Raw genomic sequence first — 24,442 nt, 5'->3', positions numbered from 1 at the left:
CTTGCGAGGAACACCGCTGCCGACGCCATACCACACCGCCATTCCACAGACAGACGCGAAAGTGGTCTGTCTGCGAAACAGCTTGGTGTGTTCTGGCGGTCATCGGTGTCCCGTCGCTGTGTTCCGCTTCCTTGACGTACCGCTGCGGGTACGCCTTCGTCAGCGGGCCTTGCGAGGAACACCGCTGCCGACGCCATACCACACCGCCATTCCACAGACAGACCACTAGGAAGCAAGTGCCGATGGAACGTCGCTCGTATCGCGCTGAAGCAGTCAACGGAGAGGCCGGTCCGCGCTCGGGCTCCCCGCTCCTGACTGTAAGCGACCTGACGAAGACGTTTCCAGTGCGTAAGGGCCTTTTCGGGCGCCCGGAGGCGATGATCCAGGCGGTTACCGACGTGAGCTTTTCGATCTATCCCGGGCAGACGCTCGGGCTGGTCGGCGAGTCCGGTAGCGGTAAGTCCACCACGGCGCTGTGCGTCACCCGGCTGCTGGACGTCACGTCCGGCAGCATCGTGTTTGACGGCCAGGAGTTGGCCGATCTGTCCCGGCGCAGCATGCGGCCCATCCGTCGGAACATGCAGATCGTCTTCCAGGATCCGTACTCGTCCCTGGACCCCAGGATGACGGTGAAGGAGATCATCGCCGAGCCCCTGCGGGTATATGGCTCCTACGGTCGTAGAGGCCAGGGCGAGAGAAGGGTCCACGAGTTACTGGAGAAGGTGGGGATGAACGCCGCCGACGCGGCCAGGTTCCCCCACGAGTTCTCCGGAGGGCAGAGGCAGCGCATCAGTATCGCCCGGGCTTTGGCACTCGAGCCAAGGCTCCTGGTGCTTGATGAACCCGTCAGTGCTCTGGATGTCTCGGTTCAGGCCCAGGTCACGAATCTGCTCGGGGACCTCCAGGAGGCCATGGGGCTGGCCTATCTGTTCATCGCCCACGATCTCGCGGTCGTGCATCATGTTTCCGATTGGATCGCGGTGATGTACCTGGGCAGGATCGTCGAGTATGGCACCGTGGACCAGGTCTTCAGCCAGCCAACCCACCCCTACACCCAGGCCCTGCTGAGCGCGATACCGAGTGCGGACCCGACCAAGGCCGACGACCGCGATGAGAGGATCATCCTCACCGGGGAGATACCCGACCCCGCCGACCCGCCCTCGGGATGCCGATTCCGTACTCGCTGCTGGAAGGCGGAGCCGACCTGTGCAGAGGTTTCTCCGGAACTGGTGGACACCCTCGGTGTCGGGCACCCGAGCGCCTGCCACTTCCCGGAACTACAGGCGAGCGGAGCCCACCGATGACCCGCTTCATCGTCAATCGCATAGCGCAGATCATCCCGTTGCTCGTCCTGCTGAGCGTCTTCATCTTCACGATGATGCACCTGGCGCCCGGCAGTCCCGAGAGCTTCTATCTCACCGACCACTACACCGAAGAGCAGGCCGAAGCAGTTCGCGAGAAGCTCGGGCTGAACGAACCTCCGGTCAGGCAGTACCTCACCTGGCTGGGGGCCGCGATACGTGGCGACTTCGGACAGACGTTCTCATACGGGGTCAGCGTCACAGAGGTGATTCTCTCTCGGCTGTGGCCCACCCTGCAGTTGCAGCTGCTCGCGCTGACCGTTTCGGTGGTGATAGCCGTGCCGGCCGGCGTGGTCTCCGCGCTCAGACGGAACTCGAGACTCGATCATTCGATAACGACCGCCACCCTGTTCGGTCTGTCGATGCCTGACTTCTGGTTCGCACTGTTGCTCATGCTGACGTTCTCCGTACACCTGGGATGGCTACCCGCTTTCGGGACCGGAAGCGAAGGCCTCTTCGCGGCCCCCCTCAACCTTGTTATGCCGGTGGCCGTCCTAGGGCTCTCAGCGGTGCCCTGGTATGCCCGGGTCGTGCGATCGTCCATGCTGGATTCCCTGGCGGAGGACTACATCCTGACCGCCGCGGCCAAGGGATTGACGCCGAGTCGGATCACGATCCATCATGCTCTGCGCATAGCCATTCTCCCCTTGGTCACCGTCATCGGCTTGTCCATGGCTCGAGTGCTCTCGGGCGTGATCGTGGTGGAGACGATCTTCGTCTGGCCGGGGTTGGGCCAACTGGCGTGGGAGGCTGTGATCCGCCAGGACTACCCCGTCATCCTGGGCCTGACCATCTTCACGGCGGCGTTCGTGATGATCTTCAGCTTGATCGTCGACATCCTGTACACGTACATCGATCCGAGGATTCGTTATGTCTAGCGAGCGCTTGGCCAGTCCAGCAGCTGCCACTCACGGTCAGGTACGTTCCGGGAGCCGGTTCAGGAGGATCGCATGGCGGTACAGCCGGAACCGTCCCGCGGTCGTGGCGATGGCCTTTCTCACCGTTCTCATCATCGTTGCGATACTCGCGCCCCTGGCAGCGCCGTACGATCCTGTGGTCCAGGACCTGCCGAGGCGCTTGGAGCCCCCGAGCAGTGAGTTCTTGTTGGGGACCGACGCCTTCGGCCGAGACAGCTTCAGCCGGATGATCTACGGCGCACGGGTGTCGCTCCTTGTCGCCTTCGCCACGGTGGCACTGATCATCCTCATAGGTACCACCGTCGGCATCCTCGCGGCCTACTACCGCCTGCTCGATGGTCCTTTGATGCGGATAGTCGACCTCCTGATGGCGATGCCTCCGCTCTTCCTCCTGATCATGCTCGTGGCCCTGTTCGGCGCCGGAACGGGACACACGGTGCTGTTCATAGCCCTGAGTTACTGGCGGACCACCGCCCGGTACGTGAGAGGCCAGGTCTTGTCGCTCAAACATAGGGACTATGTGAAGGCCGCTCTGGCTTCTGGCGCGTCCGATGTCCGGATATTCGTGCGCCATATCATCCCCAACATCTCCGACGGGCTGATCGTGATCGCCACGCTCTCGATCTCCTTCGTCATCCTGCTCGAGACGGCTCTGAGCTACCTGGGCCTGGGAGCACAGCCGCCGACTCCGAGTTGGGGCGGGATGCTCGCCGACGGGAGGCAATACCTGCAGATCTCATGGTGGTTGACGGTCTTCCCGGGTCTGGCGATCTTCCTCACGGTGATGGCCTTCAACTTCGTCGGTGACGGCCTGCGCGACGCCTTCGACAGCAGATCTGCCAAGGCGGTGTGAGCATGGAGCGCGAGGTGGGGCCGGCTCTGCGGGGCAGGGCTACTCGAGCGGGAGACGGCTCCGGTGCTTAGCGAGAAGGCGAAGGAGTTCGCAGAGGGTCCGAATTTCGCGGTCCTCACGACCATGCTGCCGGGAGGCCATCCGGCCACTCAGGTCATGTGGGTCGATTGTGATGATGAGGTGCTGCTCATCAATACGGAGACACACCGTCAGAAGTTCAAGAACATACAGAGAGACCCGCGGGTGACGGTGACGATCTGGAAGCACGACGATCCGTACGAGTATGTCGAGGTCAGGGGAAGAGTGATCGAGACGATTGGGGGAAGCCGGGCCAGGCAACACATCGACAAGCTCGCCTTCAAGTACTTCGGTCGGCTGTACGACAGCAGCATCATCGAGAGCGAGCGCGTCATCCTCCGGATCCGCCCCTTGTCGACTCCTTCGGGGCCCGGCGGCTGATATAGGACGTAGCCGGCTGGGCGAGGAAAGGAGGGTGGTGGAGAGATGGAGACATCGTCGGTAAGGATCAGGGGGCTTAGCTGGCTGGACACGTCGTCGGGCGAGTACAGCACGAGGGATCTCCTTGTCCGTGGTGGCGTTATAGCGGAGCCCTCGAGCGAAGCAGCAGACCTGACAATTGACGCATCCGGGTTGACGGGAATGTACGGCCTGTGGGACTGCCACGCCCACGTCGGCGGCTTGATGTACGACCCGGACGCCCAGGGTTACTTCGAGGCGCCGGCCGCCCGTACCATCCGGGCGGGTGTGAACCTCGCACAAGCGGCCCGGATGGGCATCACGGGTGTGCGAGCGCTCGGGGAGTGTGACGACATCGATCTGGCACTGAGCCGCGCCTACGAGGCGGGTGTTCCGCCGGGCCTCCGACTCCGCGGCGCCGGCTGCTCCCTCAAGACCACCGGTGGCCATGGGGTGGCGTATCCCCGTGAGTACGTTCGCATGAAGGGATTCTTGACAGTGGATGGTCCGGCCGAGGTGGCACGGGCTGTTCGCCGCCAGATCTCACGTGGTGCCCATTGGATCAAGGCGTCGCTGACCGGGGGCCTCTACAGCGAGCACGAGACCGTGGACGGGGGCCAGTTCTCTGACGAGGAACTGGAGGCGTTGATGGCGACGGCGAACCAGCGCGGTATTCCCGTGGCCGCCCATTGTGGTGGGAGTGATCAAGCGGTGCGATTCTCCAGGTTGGGAGGGCGTTCGGTCGAGCACGGCTATGCGTTGGACGAGAAGGCAGCTGCTGTGATGGCGGAATCGTCAACCTGGCTTGTGCCTACGATCGGGGTGACTCACGACTCCTCCTTCATAGCTGAAGACGGGTGGCCGTCACACGCTGCAAATCGGGCGGCGGCCTCTATCCGGAAGCACCGGGAGGGCCTCCGGGCCTGCCTGGAAGCCGGCGTGCGGATCGCCGTCGGCGCGGACCTGAACCCGGTCGGGCCTCGCCTGCACCGGGAGATGGAACTCCTGGAGGAAGTGGGCGTCGACAGGCTGACCGTGCTGCACGCTGCCACGATCGGCGGTCGTGAACTCAATGGTCTCGGGTCGCAAAGCCTGCCGGAGCCCGGTGCCGCCGCCGACCTCGTTCTTACCGAAGGGTCCCCTCTCGATGATCCGAAGGTACTGCGTGATCCGGTTCTGGTTATGGCGTTCGGCCGTGTTCTCAGGGGAGAGGGCAGCGATCACTGGGCGCCGTCCTGGAAGCGTTGAGGGTTCCCTGTCCGGCAACCACCACAACAGACGACAACCCTCTTTCGTCAGGGGTTTTCCGTGGTGAGAAACGGGCCGCACGCAGGGCCTCAGCACCGAGCATCCTGGTAGCCTCACACCAAACAACGGTTGGGGCTGCACAGCCAGATTCGTACGGCCTTGCCGGCGCAGGAAGGATCTCTAATGATTGTCGACTTTAGGATACGACCCCCCTACAGGGGCTTCAAGGATCTGCACATCTTCAGCCCTCGCGACCCCAACCCGGATCCTGTCACGCAGCACGGCCTCTCGCTCGACTTGCCGGAATACAAGTCGCGTTCTGAGCTATCCATGACCCATCTCATTTCAGAAATGGATGAGGGGGGTATCGACGTAGGCGTCGTCCACGGCCGGCAGTCACCACCACCCTTTGGCAGCGTCAGCAGCGAGACGGTCGCAGCGATAGTCGAGGAGTATCCCGGGCGGTTCGTCGGCTTCGGGGGTGTGGATGGCTCCCGAGGCGAGGAAGCTCTGGAAGAGATCGAGAAGTGCCACAGTCTAGGACTCCGGGGCATTTCCTTCGACAACGGGTTCTCTGATCCGCCATTGCATAACGATGACCCGCAATTGATGCCGCTGTACCAGTTATGCAGTGATCTCGGCCTCATCGTGTCCCTCACCAGCAGCATCTTCCTGGGTCCGGACATGTCGTACTGCCACCCTATCCACGTCCAGCGTGTGGCGCTCGCTTTCCGAGACCTGACAATCGTGGTACCACATGCCAATTGGCCCTGGACCACACTGGCCTGCAGCGTGGTCTTCCAGACCAACAACGTCCACCTGATACCGGACTTCTATCTGAACATGCCCAACACTCCCGGCGCTCACGAGTACGTGAGATCGGCGAACTACTTCATGAGCTACAACCTGCTGTTCGGTAGCAGCTACCCGGTGAGGCCCTTCGGGCAGAGTGTCGAGCAGTTCCGAGCGCTGCCATTCGACTCGGACGAGATACTCAATCGGGCTCTGGGAGAGAACGCCGCACGGATTCTCGGCCTCTAGCTAGGCACGAAGATCCGGCCGCGGCTCGCGGTCTCCAACTGTGAGGTCTTGTTGACGGAAACGCTAGATCAGGTCATTGCCGACTATGTGCAGACGGTGCTCCGAGCCGATCCGGTGGCGGCCACGCAGTTGGGCGTACACACGTGGGACTCGGAACTCGGCATGTTCGGACCCGAGGTCGCTGATGACTACCTGAGAGATCTGCATGGATTCGTCGCTCGTCTGGAGAGCGTCGACCTTTCCTCCTTGCCCTTCTCCAGCCAACTAGATGCGTCCGTCGCCATCGTCGATGCCAAAGTGAAGGCACGCCAACTGGTAGAGACACGGTTCTGGGAGCGGGCGCCGTACTGGCATCTGGAACGACTCGGCACCGGGGCCTCCGTGCTCATGCAGCGGCCGTTCGCGGCCGTCCAGGAGCGGGCCGAATCCCTTCTCACGAGGCTCGAGGCAATCCCTGCGTATCTGGCATCGGTACAGCGCCTCATCGTGCCATCGGACTTTCCCGAGCCGTACGTCGATATGACCATCAGGGTGGCCGACGGCCTCCAGACGTTCTTCGGGACATCGGTCCCGGTGTTCGCGAGTCAGCTGGAAGGCTGCATAGCGTCTCAGCTTTCGGCTGCTGCCCGGAGAGCGGCAGACGCCGTGGCAGCGTTCTCCGGATCAATGAGTGAGATCCGAGGCACAGCTGGCGGGAGCTTCCGGGCAGGTACGGCGTACTTCGACTTCCTCCTCCGCACGTATCACGGCGTCCCGCTCGACCACTCCGAGCTGTTCGAGTGGGGGAGGGACCAAGTGGAGGGGGATCGTGCTCGATTGGAGGACTACGCCGGAGCCCTGGACCCGGACACTCACTGGACCGAACAGGTGAGCCGGGTCAAGGAGCGCCATCCCCGCCCGGAGGGGTTTGCCGATGCCTACGCAAACGAGATGGAGCGAGCTCGTGTTCACTGCGTGGACAAGGATCTGATCTCGATACCCGACGACGAGGTGTGTCACGTCCGATGGCTGCCCGACTACTTGCGGGTCGGCTTGCCGATTGCTGTCATGTCACCAAGCCCTAACTTCGAACCCGGTCTGGTCAGCGAATGGCTGATCACGCCCATCGATCCGGACGCGCCTTCCCACCGCCGGTCCCAGCACATGCGAGATAACTGCTATGCGTTCTGCGAATCGATCGCAGGCCACGAGACTTATCCCGGACACCATCTCCAGCGAGTCCATCACAAGTTGGCGACGAAGGCGTCGCCGATTCGTACGTACTTCGTGTCTCCACTCTTTACCGAGGGTTGGGGCCTCTACACGGAGGATCTGTTGGACGAGACCGGCCTGTTCGACGACCCGGCGGTCAAGATCTTCAAGCTGCGTAATGCCCTCTGGCGTTCCGTTCGCGTGGTCATCGATACAGGCCTCCATACGAGGAATATGAGCCTGGCTGAAGCGACCAGGCTCTTGGAGGAAGAGGTCGCTCTTGATCGGCATATGGCTGAAGGCGAGATCACCAGATACATCAGGTATAACAATCCGACGTACCCTTCGTCCTACCTCATGGGTCGGACCGCCATACATGATCTGCGAGCACGGTGCGGTACCGGCACCTCGTTGAGGAGTTTCCATGATCGACTGCTGTCGTACGGCTCTGTCCCGCTTTCCTTCCTGGCGGAAGAGTTAACGGGAGACAGAGATCAGAGACCCGGAACGTAGGAGGGTACTGAAAAAGGTCCAGTTGGTCCGATTGCCGGAACAAAACCCCAGTTCAAAACACCGCGTGCCAACCAATCCCCGTCTTTTTCAGCACCCTCCTAGCCGTGACACGTGAGCAAGTATCTCGTCTGGGCAAAGCTGGCAACGTCCAGCCGTGCTAGCGTCGAAGCGGTGACGTTTTCCATAGTTGCTCGCAGCGCAGATGGTGCGTGGTGGGGGTCTGCGGTGGCGTCGAGATGTCTTGCCGTCGGACGAGCCGTACCTGCCGCCAAAGTGAACGTAGGTGCGATCGCTACCCAGGCAAAATGTAATCTCACGTACCGGGAACGCGGACTCGCCCTTCTTAGTTCCGGGGCCTCAGCAGAGGAAGTCGTGAGGGATCTTGTGAAAGACGACGACCAGCAACAGTACCGGCAGCTGGGGGTTGTGGACGCGATGGGGGGCGCCAGCAGCCATACCGGAGAGGACTGCAACGGTTGGGCCGGCCATGCAGTGGGTGATGGCTACGCCATTCAAGGGAACTTCCTTTCCGGTCCGGGTGTGATCGCCGCGATGGAAAGGGCTTGGCTGGCAACCGACGAATCGGAGGAACTCGAGCGCCGGATGCTTGCGGCGCTGCTGGCCGGTGATCGCGCCGGTGGCGACAGGAGAGGGCGCCAGAGTTCTGCGATCCTGATCGTTACCGAAGAGGGCGCCTACGAAGAAGGCGCCAGCGACGAGTACACGAACCTCAGGGTCGATGACCACCACGATCCGGTCCTAGAGTTGATACGCCTTTCCGATATCCGAGCGGTTCACCTGGTCCAGAGTGATGGGCCCGGCGCGATTCCACTCGAGGGAGAGGTGCTGGGTGAGATAGCGGTGTTGCTGGACCGGATCGGATATCCGCCGAAGACCTCTGCCGACGACGCGGTCGTTGCAGCGTTGGAAGCGTGGGCCATCGACGAGTACCTGTCCGGACGCTTTCACGGCGACTCGATCGACAGCGAAGTCCTGACCGTCCTCCGCAATCGCGCCGGCTCGGGCTCCCTCATCTGAACGCGGACTCCGGCCTCGAGGAGTTGAGATGGTTGTGACCCCCGACCTCATCGTCGTGTTCGGCGCGGCAGGCGGTATGGGCAGGGCGGTTACCGATCTGGCTCGGAACCAGTCGTTCCGGGTCGTCGGCTACGACAAGGCCCCCCGGGCGGACGGCGAGTTCGAAGTCCTCGAACTGGACGCATGCGATCCGGTTGAAGTACAGGAGGGGCTCGCGGGCGCGCTCCGGTACGCAAACGGGGGAAGCGTGGCGGTTGTGAACGCTGTGGGGGTGCCGAGTCGGGGCACGGTTGCGGACGTGGCGCCCGAGGAGTTCGATCGGGTCATCAACATCAACCTCCGATCGGCCTACCTCATCACCCAGGGACTAGTTCGCCTGCTCCAGTCCGGAGCTTGTTCATGGGCCGGGATCATCCACATTGCGTCCGGAGCCGGCGCTCTCGGCGCTGCGGATCGGTTCGCTTACAGTGTTGCGAAGGCCGGCCTGTTGGGGCTGTGCAAGCAGGTAGCCAAGGACTTCAAGGGCGACTCCTTCCGGATCGTGGCGATAAGTCCCGGTCTCGTGGACACCGACTTCGCCACTCCGATGCTGACCGCCGAAGAGCGTGAGGAGTACCGGCATCGTCGGGCTCGTTCTATATCAGCCGGCGGGATCGCAGAACTGGCCCTGTGGACCATCCGGCATGGCATGATCGCCATGCATGGAGGCTCTCTGGATGTCTACTAGCTCCAGCGACGGCTTGATGGTCTCTCGAGTAAGGGCAGAGCTCAGCCAGCCGCGGGTGTCACAACTGGGCGAGTTCATCACTCCGAACCGTCGGTTCTTCGTGCGGGACCACTTCGTAGACCGGCCCGTTATACCTGCGGATGAGTGGCGTCTGCATCTGACAGGAGTCGGTGTCCGGGACACGGCCGTCTCGCTCGCCGACCTCGGAAGCCTCCCATCAAAGTCCCTGACCGTGACGCTGGAGTGTGCTGGCAATGGCGGCTACGGCAGGGGTGCCGACCGGCAGCAACACCATATGAGGACCATGGTGGGGACGGCAGTCTGGCGAGGCGTTCCGGTCGCGGCCTTGTTCGAGGACGAGATCCCACCGGAGGTCACGGAGTTCGTCTTTCGAGGCTATGACGGCGGTGAGGATCCCGACGAGCCGGTCCCGATCGACTGCTACACAAGGAGCATTCCCAGAGCCAAGGTTCTTGACGGCGATACGCTGCTCGTCTACGAGATGAACGGTGAGCCCCTACCTCGAGAGCATGGGTTCCCGGTCCGGCTGATAGTGCCGGGTTGGTACGGCATGGATTCCGTGAAGTGGCTCAGGTCTATCGAGGCAAGAACCACACCGCTCGGCCATTTCTACGACGATCACAAGTACAGGGCCCAGTGGACGGATGCGGGCTTGCAAGCCGGACGGCGGGTACGCGAGATGGGAGTGAAGTCGTTGGTCCTGTCCCCTTCGAATGGTCAGCGGATCCTCCTCGGGGACATACCCATCTCGGGGTTTGCATGGGCGGGTCAACGTGACGTGACCAGCGTGGATATCAGCTTTGACGGTGGCCAGAGCTGGCAACCCACCGAACTCGGCGATGAGGTGCGGCCATACAGTTGGAGGGCATGGAGCCTGACACACAAGGCGGATGAAGTGGGTCCGCTGGACTTTATGGTCAGGGCCGTCGATTCCGCGGGTCGCGCACAGCCCATGGAGGCGCTGCCTGCGCGCAACTACGAAGCCAACTGGGTGCAGCGGGTGCGCGTGTTCGTGGTTGCCGGCTTAGAGCCGTAGACGTCCGGTCGGTAGTGTCCGCCCGAGTGGGTCAACTCAATGCAGACGGGTCTCCGGCAGACCACCGCAAGGGATCAAAATCCTTCTCAAGGTCCTACGCCGAGCCGTCTCGCAGGGGTACCAACACCGACACTTTCATAGCCCGGCGGATCTTGCCTTCCTATCGCGCCCCAGCATATGCCGTTTTCGCGCCCCTTCGCTATGGTTAACGGCGCTCTGTGCGCAGGTGACCCGACCGCGGACGCGACCACCTGCCGAGACCGAAAAGCGAGCGAAAGCAAGGATGGAAACATGATCAGATCTCGTGTGTGGGTAGCAGCCCTTCTGGCGATGGCGCTAGTAGCGGCCGCCTGCGGAGGGGACGACCCCGAACCCGCGGCCGCCCCGACCACCGCAGCCGCCACAACTGCCACTACAGCTGCCATGGCGGAGGAAACGACCACGACTGCCGCCATGGTGGAGGAGACCACCACCACGGCCGCAGAGGTGACGACCACCACCCAGCTGACGGGAATCGAGCTGGCCGGCGGCGAGGGCAGTTGTGCCCCCGAGCCCGAGGCAGCTCCGCCCAGAGGTGTCGCTCCGGTTGACGGCATGACCATCGTCCGGGCCATCAGCGGTGATGTCTCCACCATCGACCCGCGGCGTAACTTCGAGGCTCGCGCCTCTGAGATGGTCGCCAACATGTACGACCAGCTCACCACCTTCCATCTGGTGCCGAACGCCGACGGCGTGCTGGTGGCCGACTCCACCCGACCCCAGGGTCTGCTGGCCGAGAGCTGGGACTTCAACGAGGACTGCACCTCGGTGATCTTCACCCTTCGCCAGGGTGTGAAGTTCCACCACACGGGTAACGAGATGACCGCCGAGGACGTCCGGTGGAGCTTCCTGCGGGCGGCCTACCTGGACGGGGGCGGCTGGTTCGACCATGCGGTGATCGGCCTCTACGACTTCGGTTCGGAGTCCGACATCGAGACCGCCATCACGGTCATCGACGACTACCACATCCGTTTCGACTTCAACAAGCCCACCCCGTTCCCGTTGCACGTGCTGTCCAACGCCGGAGTCACCGTCTACGACTCCGAGGTGTTGATGGCCCACGCGACCGACGACGACCCGTGGGCACACGAGTACCTGAAGACCAACGACGTCGGAACCGGCCCCTTCTACCTGGAGAAGCTGGAACCGGGCGTCGAGATCGTGCTCAAGCGCAATGACGACTACTACCTCGGCCCGGCCCAGGCGGAGCGGATCATCCTGCGGGTGATCCCCGACGCCGCCCAGCAGGCAGCCCTGCTGACCGCCGGTGAGATCGACTTCGCCGAGGCAGTGCCGGTCACCGCCATCCCCGACCTCCGCGACCAGGGCGTGAAGGTCACCACGGTCGGCGGTAACAACCAGGCCGTCATGTACATGAACCCCACCAAGGAACCGTTCGACGACGTGAACTTCCGGCAGGCGATCTCCTACGCCTACCCGTACGATGACGTGCTGGAAGGCGTCTACTTCGGTGCAGCGAGCCGAGGTGGTGGACCGATCCCCTCGACCACTCCCTCGTACAACCCGGACGCTCCGTTCTACAGCCAGGACCTGGACAAGGCCCGCGAGCTGCTGGCCGCCTCGTCATACGACGGCCGGACTCTGGACCTCTACATAGACGGAACGCTGGCCTTCGCGCCCGAGTTGGCGATCGTGGTCCAGGCCTCCCTGGCCCAGATCGGGGTGGACGTGAACATCGTGAGGCTCGACTCCGGTCAGTTCCGCGACAACGTGTTCGCCCAGGACGGCGACGTACGGATCAACCCGATGGAGTTCTTCCTGTTCTACTTCGGGTCCGGTTCGTGGGTGAACGAGCCCCAGTACCACATGGAGCTGTTCTGGGAGCCCAACGCCTTCGCCATGCGGAGCAACTACGAGAACCCGGAGGTCACGGAGAAGCTGATCGCCGCCAAGTTCCTGAGCCCGGCCGATCCGGCGAGGGCCCAGCTCTACCACGACGTGCAGGCGCTGATGCTGGCCGACGCCCCCGCGGTGTGGCTGGCCGAGCCGCATCACATCGTGGCGTCCAGCCAGGACGTCCAGGGATTCATCTGGCGCCCCGATCAGATCAACCGTTACTACTACGTGACCAAGTCGGCCTGATCACCCGGTAGTAACCCGAAGAACAACGGACAAGCCGCCGGGCCGGTACGCTGGCCCGGCGGCTTTCCCCTTTTTGGGGACCGGTGCTGTAATACCAGGAGAAGTCGCGGGCTAGGAGAAGATGCTCTCTTACGTGATCCGGAGGCTGGCAGCCCTCATCCCGATCCTGATCGGGGTCACCCTGCTCGCCTTCATCGTCTCCCATGCCCTGCCCGGGGATCCGGCCCGCCAGTACGCGGGCATCAACGCCTCCGAAGCCCAGGTGGAGGCCATCCGGGCACGTCTGGGACTGGACCGTTCCCTGCCCCAGCAGTACTGCGTCTACATGATCGGCGACACATGTCTGGGGGGATCCGGGAAGGGCGGGTTGATACGTGGCGACCTCGGTGATTCGATCCGCACCGGGTTCTCGGTCGCCGAGGACGTCGGCGCCAGGCTGCCGGCGACCCTCGAGATGGTGGCCGCCGGGATGCTGTTCGCCCTGGCGGTGGCCCTGCCTCTCGGGGTATGGGCGGCCGTGCGAAAGGGCAAGCTGCTGGACAAGTTCTGCCGTTTCATCTCGACCCTGGGGGTAGCGGTCCCCGACTTCTGGCTGGCCATGATCCTCCTGCTGGTCTTCTTCATAGTCCTCCAATGGCTGCCGGGACCGGTGGGACGGCTGCCGATCGGCGCGGAGCTCCCCGACGGCCCCACCGGCCTGTACCTCGTCGACTCACTGGTGGCCGGCGATTGGGAGACGTTCCGGACGGCGCTCAAGCACCTGCTCCTGCCCATGGTGGCGATCGGCTTCCCGGCCGTCGCCCCCATCCTGCGGCTCACCCGCAACGCCACCCTCTCGGTGCTCAACTCCGACTACATCGCCTTCGGCCGGGCCGCCGGCCTGCGGGGGGCGCCGCTCTACCTGAAGTACGTGCTCCGCAACGCGCTGCCGGGCGCGGTGACCATGACCGGGCTGATCGCCGGATACATGATCGGCGGGGCGGTGCTGGTGGAGCGGGTGTTCTCCTGGCCGGGGGTGGGTCTGTACGGCTACAACTCCCTGGTCAACACCGACTACCCGGCCATCCAGGCGTACGTCCTGCTGTCCGCCGTCACCTACACGGTCGCGTTCCTGATCGTCGACCTGGTGCAGTCGTTGATCGACCCGAGGGTGAGGCTGAAGTGAGCGCCCGCAAGTACGACGCGCGGCTGGTCATCGGGCTGACCATGTTCGGGTTCATGGTGGCCGTGGCCGTCTTCGCCCCGCTCATCGCCCGTAACGATCCGCTGGCGATCGACCTGACCAACCAGTTCGTGCCGCCGTCGGCGGATCACTGGTTTGGAACGGCCAGCCTCGGTTTCGACGTCTTCGCCCGGGTCGTCTATGCCGCCCGCCACGACCTGCTGATCGCGGTCTCCGCAGTGGCCCTCTCCATCGCCATCGGTCACCCGATCGGGTTGCTGGTCGGCTACGTGGGCGGGTGGGGCGACTCGGTGACGATGCGCTTTCTCGACGTGATCCAGGCCTTCCCGGCCCTCGTGCTGGCGATCGGCGTGCTGGCCGCCCTGGGTCAGGGAGTCCGCAACCTGATCCTCGTGATCGGGATCGTGGGCGTGCCCACCTTCGTCCGCCTGGTGCGGGCCGAGGTCCGCTCGCTCCGGGAGCACGCCTACGTGGAGGCGGGCCGGGCGGTGGGCAACTCCCGGTCCAAGATCCTGGTGCGTTACATCGCCCCGGGGACCGTCGGCACGGTGGTCACCCAGGCGGCGGTCAGCTGCGGCTGGGCGATCCTGCTCGCCGCCGCCCTGGGCTTCATCGGCCTGGGCGTACCGCTTCCCGAGCCCGAGTGGGGGGCGATGATCGCGGAGGGTATTCCCGAGATGAGAAGGGGAGGCAGCTGGTGGATACCGGTCTTCCCGGGAATCGCCATCGCCACAACCGTCTTCTCCCTGAGTCTCATCGGCGAGTCGGTGGCCGACCTCGTGGAGCCCACCCGGAGGAAGTCACGATGAGCGCCCTCCTCGAAGTCCGGGGCCTGGAGGTGGGGATCAGTGGTCTCCCCATCCTCCGCGGGGTGGACATGGAAGTCAGGCCGGGGGAGATACTCGGCGTGGTGGGCGAGACCGGGGCCGGCAAGTCCATGACCGCCCGCTCCGTCCTCGACCTGCTCCCCGCCGCCGCCACGGTCGACTTCGCGTCCTGCACCTTCGCCGGGCAGGACTTCATCCCTCCCAAGGCCCGCCAGGAGGCCCGCGGCCACCGGATCGGCTTCGTTCCCCAGCGGCCCCGCGGCAGCCTCAACCCGGTGTTCCGGGTCGGTAACCAGCTGTCCGCCACGCTACGGCGCCTCAGGGGCATGGGAAGGAGGGAGGCGAAGGACGAGGCCCTCGACCTCCTCCGCGCGGTGCGGATCACCGACCCCGAGCGGGTGTACCGGTCGTTCCCCCACGAGCTGTCGGGAGGCATGTGCCAGCGGGTCTGCATAGCCATCGCCCTGGCCGGGGAGCCCGACCTGATCATCGCCGACGAGCCCACCACCGGCCTAGATGTCACCATCCAGGCCGAGATACTCCGGCTGCTGGGCGACCTGATCACAGAGCGCCACGCGGCCGGGATGCTGATCACCCACGACCTGGGGGTGGTGGCCGACGTGTGCGACCGGGTGGCGGTCATGTACGCCGGGCGGGTGGTGAACCTGGGCACCACCGCCGAGATCTACCGCGAGGCCCTCCATCCCTACGCCAACCGGCTGGTATCCATCGCCACCTCGCTCGACTCGGGCGGCACCCCCCGCGAGATCCCCGGGCGGGTCCCCAACCCGGGCGACCACCTGGCCGCCTGTGCCTTCGCCCCCCGCTGCTTCAGGGCCGGGCCCGGATGCTTCGACGAGGAGCCGCCCCTGATCGACCGGGCCGGGCAGATCGCCTTCTGCCACCATCCGGTCAACGCCGGGGAGGTCCCGCGATGACGGCCGCCGGCGACACCCTGGCCCTCAGGGACCTCACCAAGATCTTCCGGATCAGGACCCGCGGCTTCCGCCACGCCGACCTCAAGGCGGTCGACGACGTCACCCTGTCCATCGCTCCGGGCAGGACCCTGGCCGTGGTCGGCGAGTCCGGCTCGGGCAAGACCACTCTGGCCCGCCTCATCCTCCGCCTGCTGGAGCCCACCGAGGGGACGGTGCTCCTCGAGGACACCGACATAACCGCCATGGAAGGGGCCGAACTGGAGGACGTGCGGGGCCGGATGCAGATCGTCTTCCAGGACCCCTACGACTCGCTCTCCCCCTGGCAGACGGTGGGCCGGACCGTGGCCGAGCCGCTGCTGCTGCACGACGGCCTCACCATGAAGCAGGCCGCCGGGCGGGTGGCCGACATGCTGGAGCGGGTGGGCCTCAGCCCCGAGCACGCCCGCCGCTACCCCCACGAACTCTCCGGGGGCCAGGCCCAGCGGGTGGGCATCGCCCGGGCGATGATCACCGAGCCCGCCCTGGTGGTGCTGGACGAGCCCACCTCATCGCTGGACATGTCGGTCCAGTCCCAGATTCTGCTCCTGCTCCAGTCCCTGCAGGAGGAGATGGACATCTCCTACCTGTTCATCTCCCACGACCTGTCGGTGGTCCGCTACATCGCCCACGACCTGGCCGTCATGTACCTGGGCAAGGTGGTCGAGTCCGGCCCGGCCGCCGAGATATTCGCCTCGCCCCGCCACCCCTACACCGAGGCGCTGCTGCGGGCCGCCCCCCGTCCCGACCCCTCCCACAAGACCGACCACGTCTACCTGGTCGGCGAGCAGCCCTCCGCCCTGGACCGGGCCCCGGGCTGCCCCCTGTACGGGAGGTGCCCGATCTCCGAGGACGTCTGCGCCGACACGCCCCAGGAGCTGGTGGACATCGGCGCCCAGCACCGCGTCGCCTGCTGGAAGCGGATTTGAAGCTCCGGGTAGCAACCGACATCGGCGGCACCTTCACCGACGTGGTGGCGTACGACCCGGACCTCGGCAGGTACACCACCGCCAAGGCTCCCAGCCGCAGTGATGACCTGGCAGGAGGGGTCATGGACGCCCTCGCTCTGGTGGTCGACGACCCGTCGGGAGTCGAGTCCTTCGTGCACGGCTCCACGGTGGGCCTCAACGCCTTCCTGCAACGTCGTGGCGAGCGGGTCATCCTCATGGCCACAAGGGGCGCCAGCGACATCTACCACGTCGCCCGGGGCAACCGCCTCGACATGTTCAACATCCGCTACCGCAAGCCCGTCCCCCTCATCCCCCGCCGCGACATCATCCCCGTCGGGGGACGGCTGGACAGCGACGGCAACGAGCTGGCCCCCCTCGACCATGACGACCTCCGCCGGGCGGCCGAGCGCATCCGCTCCGAGAATGTCCGCTCCGTGGCCGTGGCCTTCCTGTTCTCCTACGTAGACCCCTCCCACGAGCTGGCCGCGGGCGAGATTCTGGCGGAGCTGCTGCCCGGGGTGTCCGTCTCCCTCTCCCACCAGGTGGCGGCCGAGTGGCGGGAGTACGAGCGGACCGCGTCGGCGGTCATGGACGCCTACATCGCCCCCTCCGTCTCCCGGTACATGGCCGACCTCTCCACCCGCCTCACCGGCCGGGGGATGGAGGCCCCGCTGCGGGTGATGCAGTCCAACGGGGGAGTCATCTCCGCTCGCTCCGCCTCCGAACGTCCGCTCCAGACCCTCCTGTCCGGCCCGGTGGGGGGCGCGGCCGGAGGTGTGGCGCTCGCCGAGGTCCTGGACCGGCCCAACCTGATCTGTATCGACCTGGGAGGCACCAGCTTCGACGTGAGCCTGATCACCGCCGGCCATGCCGACAGCTCCCCCTCCGCCCTGCTGGAGGGCCTGCCCGTGCTCATGCCCGTGGTGGACATCCACACCATCGGGGCTGGCGGCGGGTCGCTCGCCTACCAGCAGGCCGGAGGCCTGCGGGTGGGGCCCGAGAGCGCCGGCGCCCATCCCGGCCCCGCCTGCTACGGAAGGGGAGGGTCCCGCCCCACCGTCACCGACGCCAACCTGTACCTGGGCAGGATCGACCCCACCTACTTCCTGGGCGGCAACCTCACCCTCGACGTCGATGCGGCCCGGCAGGCCCTCGAGGATCTAGGGGCCAGGCTGGAACTGGACGGGGAGAAACTGGCGCTCGGGATCATCGAGGTGATCAACGCCAAGATGTCCCAGGCCATACGCACCCTCACCGTGGAACGGGGCATCGAACCCCGGGAGTTCAGCCTGGTGGCCTTCGGCGGCGCCGGTCCCATGCACGCCGTGGCGCTCGCCCAGGAGATGGGCATCGCCGAAGTGATAGTCCCCCCCGACCCGGGCGGCTTCTCGGCCTGGGGCATGCTGCAGTCGGCGGTGCGCCAGGACTTCAGCGAGGCCTTCTTCCGCGACTTCGCCGACCTGGACACGGCTGACGTGGAGACCCGCTTCGCCAGACTGGGAGAGACGGCCGTCGGCAGCCTGCTCGGAGAGGGCGTGGGCCACGATGCAATCTCCCTCGTACAGCGCCTCGACATGCGCTACCAGGGCCAGGAACACACCCTGACCGTCACGCTCCCAAACGGCGCCTCCCCGTCCGCGGACGGCCATCTCGCCGGCCTGCACAGACGCTTCGAGGACACCTACCGCGCCCGCTACGGCCACTCCAACCCCGATGCCTCGCTCGAGACCGTCAACCTGAGGCTCACCGCCCTGGGCGACGTGGGACGCCCCCTCCTCCAGCCCAACTACCGCCCCGACCACCCCTCCGACGCGCCGTCCAAGACTACCCCGGTGCTGTTCGCCACCGGCTCCTATCCCACCGCCCGGTTCCACCGCGAGTACCTGATGCCCGGATGCGCCATCGCCGGCCCCGCCATCGTCGAGGAGGCCACCGCCACCACCGTCATCCCCCCCGAAGGCTCCGCCACCATCGACGAGTACGGCTGCCTGATCATCAAAGCCCCGCCGCTGTAGCATGCTGCTCAACCACAGCTCGCTGGCACCGCACAGGTTCGTAGACGACCATATGGAGCACGACCTCCTCGACGTTGGGGTACGTTTTACACTGCTACTCGGTATACTGTAGTGACGAAGCACAAGAAGGAGCCACCGATGGCCGCGACTGACACCGCCGTCGCAATAACCGCAAATGACACCACCGCAATCGCTCGATGGGCTAAGGCTGCAATCGCTCAGGCCGAGGTAGAGGCCATGAGCGATCCGGCCGGTTACTTCGCTACCGTTCCGGCCTGCAAGGGTGCGTGGGCTAGCGGGTCTACTCCTGAGGCGGCCATCCGTGAGCTCGAAGATGTTCTGGCTGATTGGGCCGAGGTTCACTTGCGAACCGGGAACCAGCCACCGCTACCTGCCATGGGCGGCATCAGCCTCGGCTGATGAGCCGACGGCTAACCCCCGTTAGCCACCGCGATCTCCTGAGGAAGCTCCGCAGCTTTGGCTGGGAAGGACCGATACGAGGATCGAAGCATTCTCATATGGTGCAACCGGGGCGAGAATATCCGGTGACCATCCCGAACCCGCATTCCGGTCAGGAAGTGAGCGTACCCCTGCTCCGGCAGATCCTACGCCAGGCCGGGATCTCGCGAGACGAGTGGCTGGACGGATGAGAGCACGACCCGCCGAGTGACCCAGGCTCCAGTACGGAAGCCTGCCCCGACCACTATGTAGATTCACCGCTAAGTGCCCACCGATTCGGGCCGATCATGAGCGCGAATCGCCTAGTTTCGAAGGCGCAAATCTCACAATTGGCTTCAACTGGGGATGCATGGAAGGGATTTATCGATCGTTACAAGCGACACCGCTCGCCCAACAGCTGGGTACGATGCCACCACCCCGTCGCGCTGCTTTCCTAACGATCTACACTCAGGGTACGGTGACTCGCATGCTGAACCTCGCGGACGAGATCCAGAACGTACGTCTCAAGTACGAGACGCTTGCCAAGAGGCTCAACGACCTTGCAACCGAGCTGACCAAGACGTCCCATTTCCGCAGCCCTGACGACTATTCCAAGGCGACGACAGAACTTCGCGCCCAGTTGATCGCCATCCAGGAAGAGATAGAGGCCACCGTGGACTACATCAATCGATCGGCTGACCTCGCCGACTAGGCCGGGCAGCGAACGGTTGCCTGATGATCGGAGTTCTACCGCTATGAGACCCGACCCGATCACGATCGAGATCCTCCGGAACGCCTTCATCATGGCGGCGGAGGAGATGAACGCGGCGTTGATCCGTTCGGCCTACACGCCGGTGATCTACGAGTCGAAGGACTGCGCGGTGGCGCTCATCGACAGCAAGCACCGGGTGCTGGGCCAGTCCTCGGGGGTGCCGCTGTTCCTCGGCAATCTGGAGGCCTGCACCCTCGCCACCGAGGAGATGTTCGGGCGGTCCGTATGGGGCCAGGGCGACATCTGGATCATGAACGACGCGTATTTGACCGGCACCCACATGCATGACGTCACGGTCTTCGCCCCCATCTTCTACCGGGGCGACCTGGCCGGCTTCGCCGCCTCCCGGGCCCACTGGCTGGACATAGGCGCCAAGGATCCGGGGGTGCCGATGGACTCGGTCGAGATCTTCCAGGAGGGGGTCCGCCTGCCCCCCACCATGGTGGTGAGAAACGGCGAGCCCGTGCAGGACATATGGGACATCATCGAAGCCAACGTTCGCTTCCCCCGCTCCGCCATCGGCGACATGACCGCCCAGTTCGCGGTGGCCTCCATCGGCGAGCACCGCCTGGGCGCCCTCTTCGACCGCTACGGGCGGGACACCGTGGAAGCCGCCGCCGAGGAGATCTTCCGCCAGAGCGAGCAACTCGACCGGGAAGCCATCCGAGCCATCCCCGACGGCGAGTACGCCGCCGAGGGCTTCCTGGACTCCGACGGGGTGGGCGACGACCCGGTCCGCATCAAGGTCAAGATCACCGTGGAGGGTGAGCGCCTGCTCTTCGACCTCACCGAGGCGGACGGACCCGGCCAGGGCCCCATCAACTGCGGGGCCGTGCAGACCCTGTCCGCCTGCCGCCTGGCCTTCAAGTACCTGTTCAACTCCCACCACCCCGTCAACGGAGGCACCTTCCGCCCCCTCGAGGTCAAGACCCGGCCCGGATCGATCCTCCATGCCCGGTCCCCGGCCGCGTGCCAGTTCTACTTCACCCCCCTGGGACTCATGATCGACCTGATCTGCGCGGCCCTCTCGCCCGCCCTGGCCGAGACCGTCCCCGCCGCCCACTACGGCGACGGGATGGTGTTCCAGTTCACCGGCATCAACCCGCGCACCGACGAGCTGTTCCTCGACAACGAGCCCCACGTGGGCGGATGGGGAGCGTCGCAGGGCCGCGACGGCGAGGACGGGATGATCTGGACCCTGTCGGGAAACTTCCACGACATGCCCATCGAGGTGTTCGAGTCCAAGTTCCCCGCCCTGATAACCGAGTACGGCTACCGCCAGGACTCCGCCGGCCCGGGCAAGTGGCGGGGAGGTAACGGCATCATCCGCGAGTACCGGATGACCACCGACACCGAGATGAGCCTCTGGTTCGAGCGTTCCGGCAACCCCGCCTGGGGCCTGTTCGGAGGCAAGGACGGGGCACCGCCCGACGTGGTTATCAACCCCGGAACCCCGAGAGAGACCCGCCGCCTCAAGACCAACCGCATGCCGCTTCGCGAAGGCGATGTTGTCCGCTGCTACACCGGCGGCGGAGGAGGCTACGGCAACCCCCTGGACCGCGACCCCCAAGCGGTCCAGGACGACCTAGCCGACGGCCACATCTCCCCCGACTACGCCAGACGCCACCACTGACCGACCTCACCGGAGCGATCCGACGATCGACCTCGTCCGGATCGGGGTCACCACTTGCATCGGTTCACAGCCCGTGCGGCGACCTACCGGACACAGGGTCCACGTTTCCTTCATAGCGGTTAGGGCCTATCGCCACATATTCTCTATACTCTCGTCGAGATGGACAGAGTCGCAACAAGACCCCGGCCGGTCGCGGGCGCTGCCGCAGCCTTCGCACTTGTCCTGGTGTTCGTGTCCGGGTTGTTTCTGGCGTCCGGCACGCAGGCGTCCGGCGGCGTGACGTGTACGGCGGGTCCGTCCTCGATCCAGATGTCGTGGAGCGGCGAGACCCACGTGTTCCAGTACCAGGCGTACCTGTCGAAAGCCGGGACCCAGACGTCGAAGATACTGGCTTGGAGGAGCGCTTCCGGGACCGCCTCTGTGACGTTCTCCTCACTATCCGCCGGCACCTACAGCGTGTGGGTGGTCAAGCAAACCGTCGACGGCTCGTGGATCAGATTCGGGGACCAGAGCTGCACGGTGACCGAGACAACCACTACCACGGCCGCCCCGACTACCACCACGGCCGCGACTACCACCACGGCCGCGACTACCACGACCACCACTCCGGCGTCGGACTGGGCCGGGAGCATTTCGTGCACGGGGGGTCCGTCCTCAATCCGGGTGACGTTGGATCCTGCGGACGGAACGCGCCACCTTGAGGTGTTCGCGCGGCATTCCACCGGGTATCCGAGGTTAGGGCAATTGACCTACGGCGACTCGAATGGCGACTTCTGGACCGAGTTCGGTTCGCTTGCTCAGGGCACGTGGAACCTGTCGGCGTACGTGGCATTCAACGAAGGCCCGCGGCGCCAACTCAACAGCATCAGCTGCACGGTGACCGGCCCGTCGTTCCAGGCCACCACGACCACCACGGCCGCCACTACCACCACGACCACCGCGACGCCGTCGAACTCGCCGGCCACGGGCGCGCCGACGATCAGCGGAACGGCGCAGGTGGGCCAGACGCTCACGGTCGACACGTCCGGGATTGCCGACGCCGACGGCCTTACCGATGTGACCTACAGCTACCAATGGCTGTCGGGCCGCGACGCCGCAATCGCAGGAGCCACCAGCTCCACCTACACGGTGCAAGTGTCCGATACGGACAAGGAGATCAGGGTCCGCGTGACGTTCACCGATGACGCCGGCAACGAAGAGAGCGTGACCAGCGCCGCGACGAGCGCGGTGGTGGTCGGTGGCCTGTAAGCCGGATCGACCCGCAGGCGAGCGCTGATCCGAGGATGAGAAAGCTCGCATGGGCGGTCGCCGCCGTCCTGGCCACGGGTGCGCTGCTCGGATCCGGCTGTGGCGACGGCGCCGAAACCGACGCTGTCGATGAGGTCTCGGCGCCGTCGAAGTCCGATCCCGCGGCCTACACGAGATTCGTCGTGGACCAGGCCATCGCCCGCTACGAGGCCGAGGGGTTGGACGCCACGCTCGCCCACTACAACAGTCCGGCCAGCATCGATGATCAGTGGTACGTGTTCATCATCGACGGGAACGACATCGTGATCGGCCATCACGATCCCGACCGGCGGGGGCTGGACGTCAAGGGCTGGGTGGGTACCGACATCAACGGCTACGTCTTCGGTCCCGAGATGCTCGCCGCCGGCGAGGCGGGCCGCTGGGTGCCCTACGTGTACGTGAACCCAGCCGAGGGGACCCTCGGCGACGAAGGCGCGTTCGAGCTGAAGAACGCGTGGGTCATCCGCCATGATGGGCTGCTGTTCGGCTCCGGCTGGTACATCAACACCGAGGAGTTCGTGCCGCAGCTCATCTCCGAGTCGGCCGAGCACTTCCGCAGCGGCGGGCTGGAAGCCATCCTGGTGTTCTACAACGATCCCCAGGGCATCTCCGTGGGCCTGATCCCGACCGCCGGGTACTACAACACCACCGGCACACTCGACGGGTACTTCACGGGTTTCATCGCAGCCCCCGACGGCGAGATCCTGACCCACATAGATCCCCTGCTAATCGGAACCGACATCGAGGACCTGCTGGGGCCGGCGGTGAGAAACGCCACCGCCGAGGGAACCTGGATCACCGCCGAGGACAACCCTGCCGGAGCCGGGGGCCCCGAGACCATGCGCATCTGGGTAATCGACGTGGACGGCACCCTCATCGGCGCCGGCTGGTACGACTCAGGCGGCGCAGCCTGAGACGGCAACCCACCGACCGTCGCCGAGGAGAATGCATTCCCCATACGCATGGCTCCACGCCACGTTCCTAGGGCGGTGTCTCTCCGAATCTCTCGAACCGCTCCGTGGCATCGGCATGGGCCGCCAGTGCCGCCTCATCGAAGTCGGCCCGCGGTCGGGGCTCGAGGTCGAAGTGCCCGTACTCGTCGGCTCCCCGCACCAGCATGGCCGACTCCCGGACCCCCACCGTCTGCCGCACGTGGGTGGGCAGGTAGCGGAAGGCGATCCCGATGCGCCGGTCCGATGATGCGTTCGGCCGGGACCCGTGGACCAACAGGACATGGTGGAGAGAGATATCCCCGGCGGACAGCCTGAGATCCACGCCCTCGCTCTCGTCGACTTCGACCATCACTTCCTGCCCTCGCGACAGCAGGTTGTCCTCGCCAAAGGTGTCGTGATGCGCGACCTGGCCCCACCGGTGGCTGCCCGCCACGACGCGGACACACCCGTTCTCCTCGGTGCTGTCGGTTAGTCCCAGCCAGGCCGTGACCACCTCCGGAGGCTCCAGCCCCCAGTAGGTCGAGTCCTGGTGCCATGACACGAACCCCGGATCGTGCGGTTCCTTGATGAATAAGTCGGTCGACCAGCACAGGATGTCGGGTCCGATGACCGCTTCGACGGCATCCAGGATCCGCGGATGCCGGATCAGCCTGTCCAGCCAGGTCCACACCAGATAGGTCTTGAAGCGGTACTTCTCGGGCAACCCCTGGTGCTCGGCCTCGAAGGCCTTCAGGCGCCGGCGGCACTCCCGGGCTTCATCGGCCGAAAGGACGGGGATCGGGAAGTAGTAGCCGTCCCTACGGTAAGACTCGCTGATGCTGCTGCCGGACATGACCGATGTGCTC

General features: G+C 65.1%; 25 protein-coding genes. 22 read left to right on the top strand and 3 right to left on the bottom strand.

The window, feature by feature from the left end; genetic code table 11:
• Nucleotides 1-344: 344 nt before the first annotated feature.
• From OXM57_03365 to OXM57_03270, 20 genes are all read left to right on the top strand, one after another.
• The gene (locus OXM57_03365) at nucleotides 345-1,304 is read left to right on the top strand and encodes an ATP-binding cassette domain-containing protein (GenBank protein ID MDE0351711.1); all 960 of its coding nucleotides are present in this window, start codon (nucleotides 345-347) and stop codon (nucleotides 1,302-1,304) included.
• Nucleotides 1,301-2,239, top strand: a complete 939-nt coding sequence (locus OXM57_03360; protein MDE0351710.1) for an ABC transporter permease — start codon at nucleotides 1,301-1,303, stop codon at nucleotides 2,237-2,239. Before OXM57_03365 ends, OXM57_03360 begins: the two co-directional genes overlap by 4 nt.
• Nucleotides 2,232-3,131, top strand: coding sequence for an ABC transporter permease (locus OXM57_03355; protein MDE0351709.1), 900 nt, complete (start codon nucleotides 2,232-2,234; stop codon nucleotides 3,129-3,131). Before OXM57_03360 ends, OXM57_03355 begins: the two co-directional genes overlap by 8 nt.
• Before the next feature lie 63 nt (nucleotides 3,132-3,194).
• A complete protein-coding gene (locus OXM57_03350; GenBank protein ID MDE0351708.1) occupies nucleotides 3,195-3,590 on the top strand; it encodes a PPOX class F420-dependent oxidoreductase in 396 nt (131 codons plus the stop codon).
• Nucleotides 3,591-3,635: 45 nt separating this feature from the next.
• The gene (locus OXM57_03345; protein ID MDE0351707.1) at nucleotides 3,636-4,856 is read left to right on the top strand and encodes an amidohydrolase family protein; all 1,221 of its coding nucleotides are present in this window, start codon (nucleotides 3,636-3,638) and stop codon (nucleotides 4,854-4,856) included.
• A 183-nt stretch (nucleotides 4,857-5,039) separates the two neighbouring features.
• Nucleotides 5,040-5,897 carry an amidohydrolase family protein gene (locus OXM57_03340; protein MDE0351706.1) on the top strand — a complete coding sequence of 286 codons (858 nt, stop codon included), beginning with the start codon at nucleotides 5,040-5,042 and terminating at the stop codon, nucleotides 5,895-5,897.
• A 51-nt stretch (nucleotides 5,898-5,948) separates the two neighbouring features.
• Nucleotides 5,949-7,601 carry a DUF885 domain-containing protein gene (locus OXM57_03335; protein MDE0351705.1) on the top strand — a complete coding sequence of 551 codons (1,653 nt, stop codon included), beginning with the start codon at nucleotides 5,949-5,951 and terminating at the stop codon, nucleotides 7,599-7,601.
• A 171-nt stretch (nucleotides 7,602-7,772) separates the two neighbouring features.
• Entirely contained in the window at nucleotides 7,773-8,639 is an 867-nt protein-coding gene (locus tag OXM57_03330; GenBank protein ID MDE0351704.1) for a DUF1028 domain-containing protein, read from the top strand.
• A gap of 28 nt (nucleotides 8,640-8,667) precedes the next feature.
• The gene (locus OXM57_03325) at nucleotides 8,668-9,366 is read left to right on the top strand and encodes an SDR family NAD(P)-dependent oxidoreductase (protein ID MDE0351703.1); all 699 of its coding nucleotides are present in this window, start codon (nucleotides 8,668-8,670) and stop codon (nucleotides 9,364-9,366) included.
• The gene (locus OXM57_03320; GenBank protein ID MDE0351702.1) at nucleotides 9,356-10,423 is read left to right on the top strand and encodes a sulfite oxidase; all 1,068 of its coding nucleotides are present in this window, start codon (nucleotides 9,356-9,358) and stop codon (nucleotides 10,421-10,423) included. Before OXM57_03325 ends, OXM57_03320 begins: the two co-directional genes overlap by 11 nt.
• A 291-nt stretch (nucleotides 10,424-10,714) precedes the next feature.
• Complete coding sequence (locus OXM57_03315) at nucleotides 10,715-12,565, top strand: ABC transporter substrate-binding protein (GenBank protein ID MDE0351701.1); 1,851 nt, start codon at nucleotides 10,715-10,717, stop codon at nucleotides 12,563-12,565.
• A gap of 121 nt (nucleotides 12,566-12,686) precedes the next feature.
• Nucleotides 12,687-13,730 carry an ABC transporter permease gene (locus OXM57_03310; GenBank protein ID MDE0351700.1) on the top strand — a complete coding sequence of 348 codons (1,044 nt, stop codon included), beginning with the start codon at nucleotides 12,687-12,689 and terminating at the stop codon, nucleotides 13,728-13,730.
• Complete coding sequence (locus OXM57_03305) at nucleotides 13,727-14,557, top strand: ABC transporter permease (protein MDE0351699.1); 831 nt, start codon at nucleotides 13,727-13,729, stop codon at nucleotides 14,555-14,557. Before OXM57_03310 ends, OXM57_03305 begins: the two co-directional genes overlap by 4 nt.
• Nucleotides 14,554-15,513: an ABC transporter ATP-binding protein gene (locus OXM57_03300; GenBank protein ID MDE0351698.1), complete on the top strand. Its 960-nt coding sequence runs from the start codon at nucleotides 14,554-14,556 to the stop codon at nucleotides 15,511-15,513. The genes OXM57_03305 and OXM57_03300 overlap by 4 nt, the downstream gene beginning before the upstream one ends.
• Nucleotides 15,510-16,478, top strand: coding sequence for an ATP-binding cassette domain-containing protein (locus tag OXM57_03295; protein ID MDE0351697.1), 969 nt, complete (start codon nucleotides 15,510-15,512; stop codon nucleotides 16,476-16,478). The genes OXM57_03300 and OXM57_03295 overlap by 4 nt, the downstream gene beginning before the upstream one ends.
• A complete protein-coding gene (locus tag OXM57_03290; protein ID MDE0351696.1) occupies nucleotides 16,475-18,514 on the top strand; it encodes a hydantoinase/oxoprolinase family protein in 2,040 nt (679 codons plus the stop codon). The genes OXM57_03295 and OXM57_03290 overlap by 4 nt, the downstream gene beginning before the upstream one ends.
• Nucleotides 18,515-18,652: 138 nt before the next feature.
• Nucleotides 18,653-18,934, top strand: a complete 282-nt coding sequence (locus OXM57_03285; GenBank protein MDE0351695.1) for a type II toxin-antitoxin system HicB family antitoxin — start codon at nucleotides 18,653-18,655, stop codon at nucleotides 18,932-18,934.
• A complete protein-coding gene (locus OXM57_03280) occupies nucleotides 18,934-19,164 on the top strand; it encodes a type II toxin-antitoxin system HicA family toxin (protein ID MDE0351694.1) in 231 nt (76 codons plus the stop codon). The genes OXM57_03285 and OXM57_03280 overlap by 1 nt, the downstream gene beginning before the upstream one ends.
• A gap of 275 nt (nucleotides 19,165-19,439) precedes the next feature.
• Nucleotides 19,440-19,664 carry a hypothetical protein gene (locus OXM57_03275; GenBank protein ID MDE0351693.1) on the top strand — a complete coding sequence of 75 codons (225 nt, stop codon included), beginning with the start codon at nucleotides 19,440-19,442 and terminating at the stop codon, nucleotides 19,662-19,664.
• Nucleotides 19,665-19,707: 43 nt separating this feature from the next.
• A complete protein-coding gene (locus OXM57_03270; protein ID MDE0351692.1) occupies nucleotides 19,708-21,357 on the top strand; it encodes a hydantoinase B/oxoprolinase family protein in 1,650 nt (549 codons plus the stop codon).
• 143 nt (nucleotides 21,358-21,500) lie between these two features.
• Here OXM57_03270 and OXM57_03265 read toward each other — a convergent pair whose 3' ends face one another.
• Together OXM57_03265 and OXM57_03260 are read right to left on the bottom strand one after the other, a co-directional pair.
• Nucleotides 21,501-21,806: a hypothetical protein gene (locus OXM57_03265; GenBank protein ID MDE0351691.1), complete on the bottom strand. Its 306-nt coding sequence runs from the start codon at nucleotides 21,804-21,806 to the stop codon at nucleotides 21,501-21,503.
• The gene (locus OXM57_03260) at nucleotides 21,807-21,998 is read right to left on the bottom strand and encodes a hypothetical protein (GenBank protein MDE0351690.1); all 192 of its coding nucleotides are present in this window, start codon (nucleotides 21,996-21,998) and stop codon (nucleotides 21,807-21,809) included.
• Nucleotides 21,999-22,101: 103 nt separating this feature from the next.
• Between OXM57_03260 and OXM57_03255 the strand changes: the two genes are divergently transcribed.
• Together OXM57_03255 and OXM57_03250 are read left to right on the top strand one after the other, a co-directional pair.
• Nucleotides 22,102-22,605 (top strand): hypothetical protein, encoded by a 504-nt coding sequence (locus OXM57_03255; protein MDE0351689.1) that lies wholly within the window; start codon nucleotides 22,102-22,104, stop codon nucleotides 22,603-22,605.
• Nucleotides 22,606-22,640: 35 nt separating this feature from the next.
• Nucleotides 22,641-23,558: a hypothetical protein gene (locus OXM57_03250; protein ID MDE0351688.1), complete on the top strand. Its 918-nt coding sequence runs from the start codon at nucleotides 22,641-22,643 to the stop codon at nucleotides 23,556-23,558.
• A gap of 67 nt (nucleotides 23,559-23,625) precedes the next feature.
• Here the strand turns inward: OXM57_03250 and OXM57_03245 are convergent, their stop codons facing one another.
• Nucleotides 23,626-24,429 (bottom strand): phytanoyl-CoA dioxygenase family protein, encoded by an 804-nt coding sequence (locus OXM57_03245; GenBank protein MDE0351687.1) that lies wholly within the window; start codon nucleotides 24,427-24,429, stop codon nucleotides 23,626-23,628.
• Between the last annotated feature and the right edge of the window lie 13 nt (nucleotides 24,430-24,442).

This window comes from bacterium, from assembly GCA_028820935.1.
Taxonomy (GTDB): Bacteria; Actinomycetota; Acidimicrobiia; order Spongiisociales; family Spongiisociaceae; genus Spongiisocius.
The sequence above is the reverse complement of the archived record's forward strand: the minus strand, read 5'-3'. Positions and strand labels throughout refer to the sequence as shown.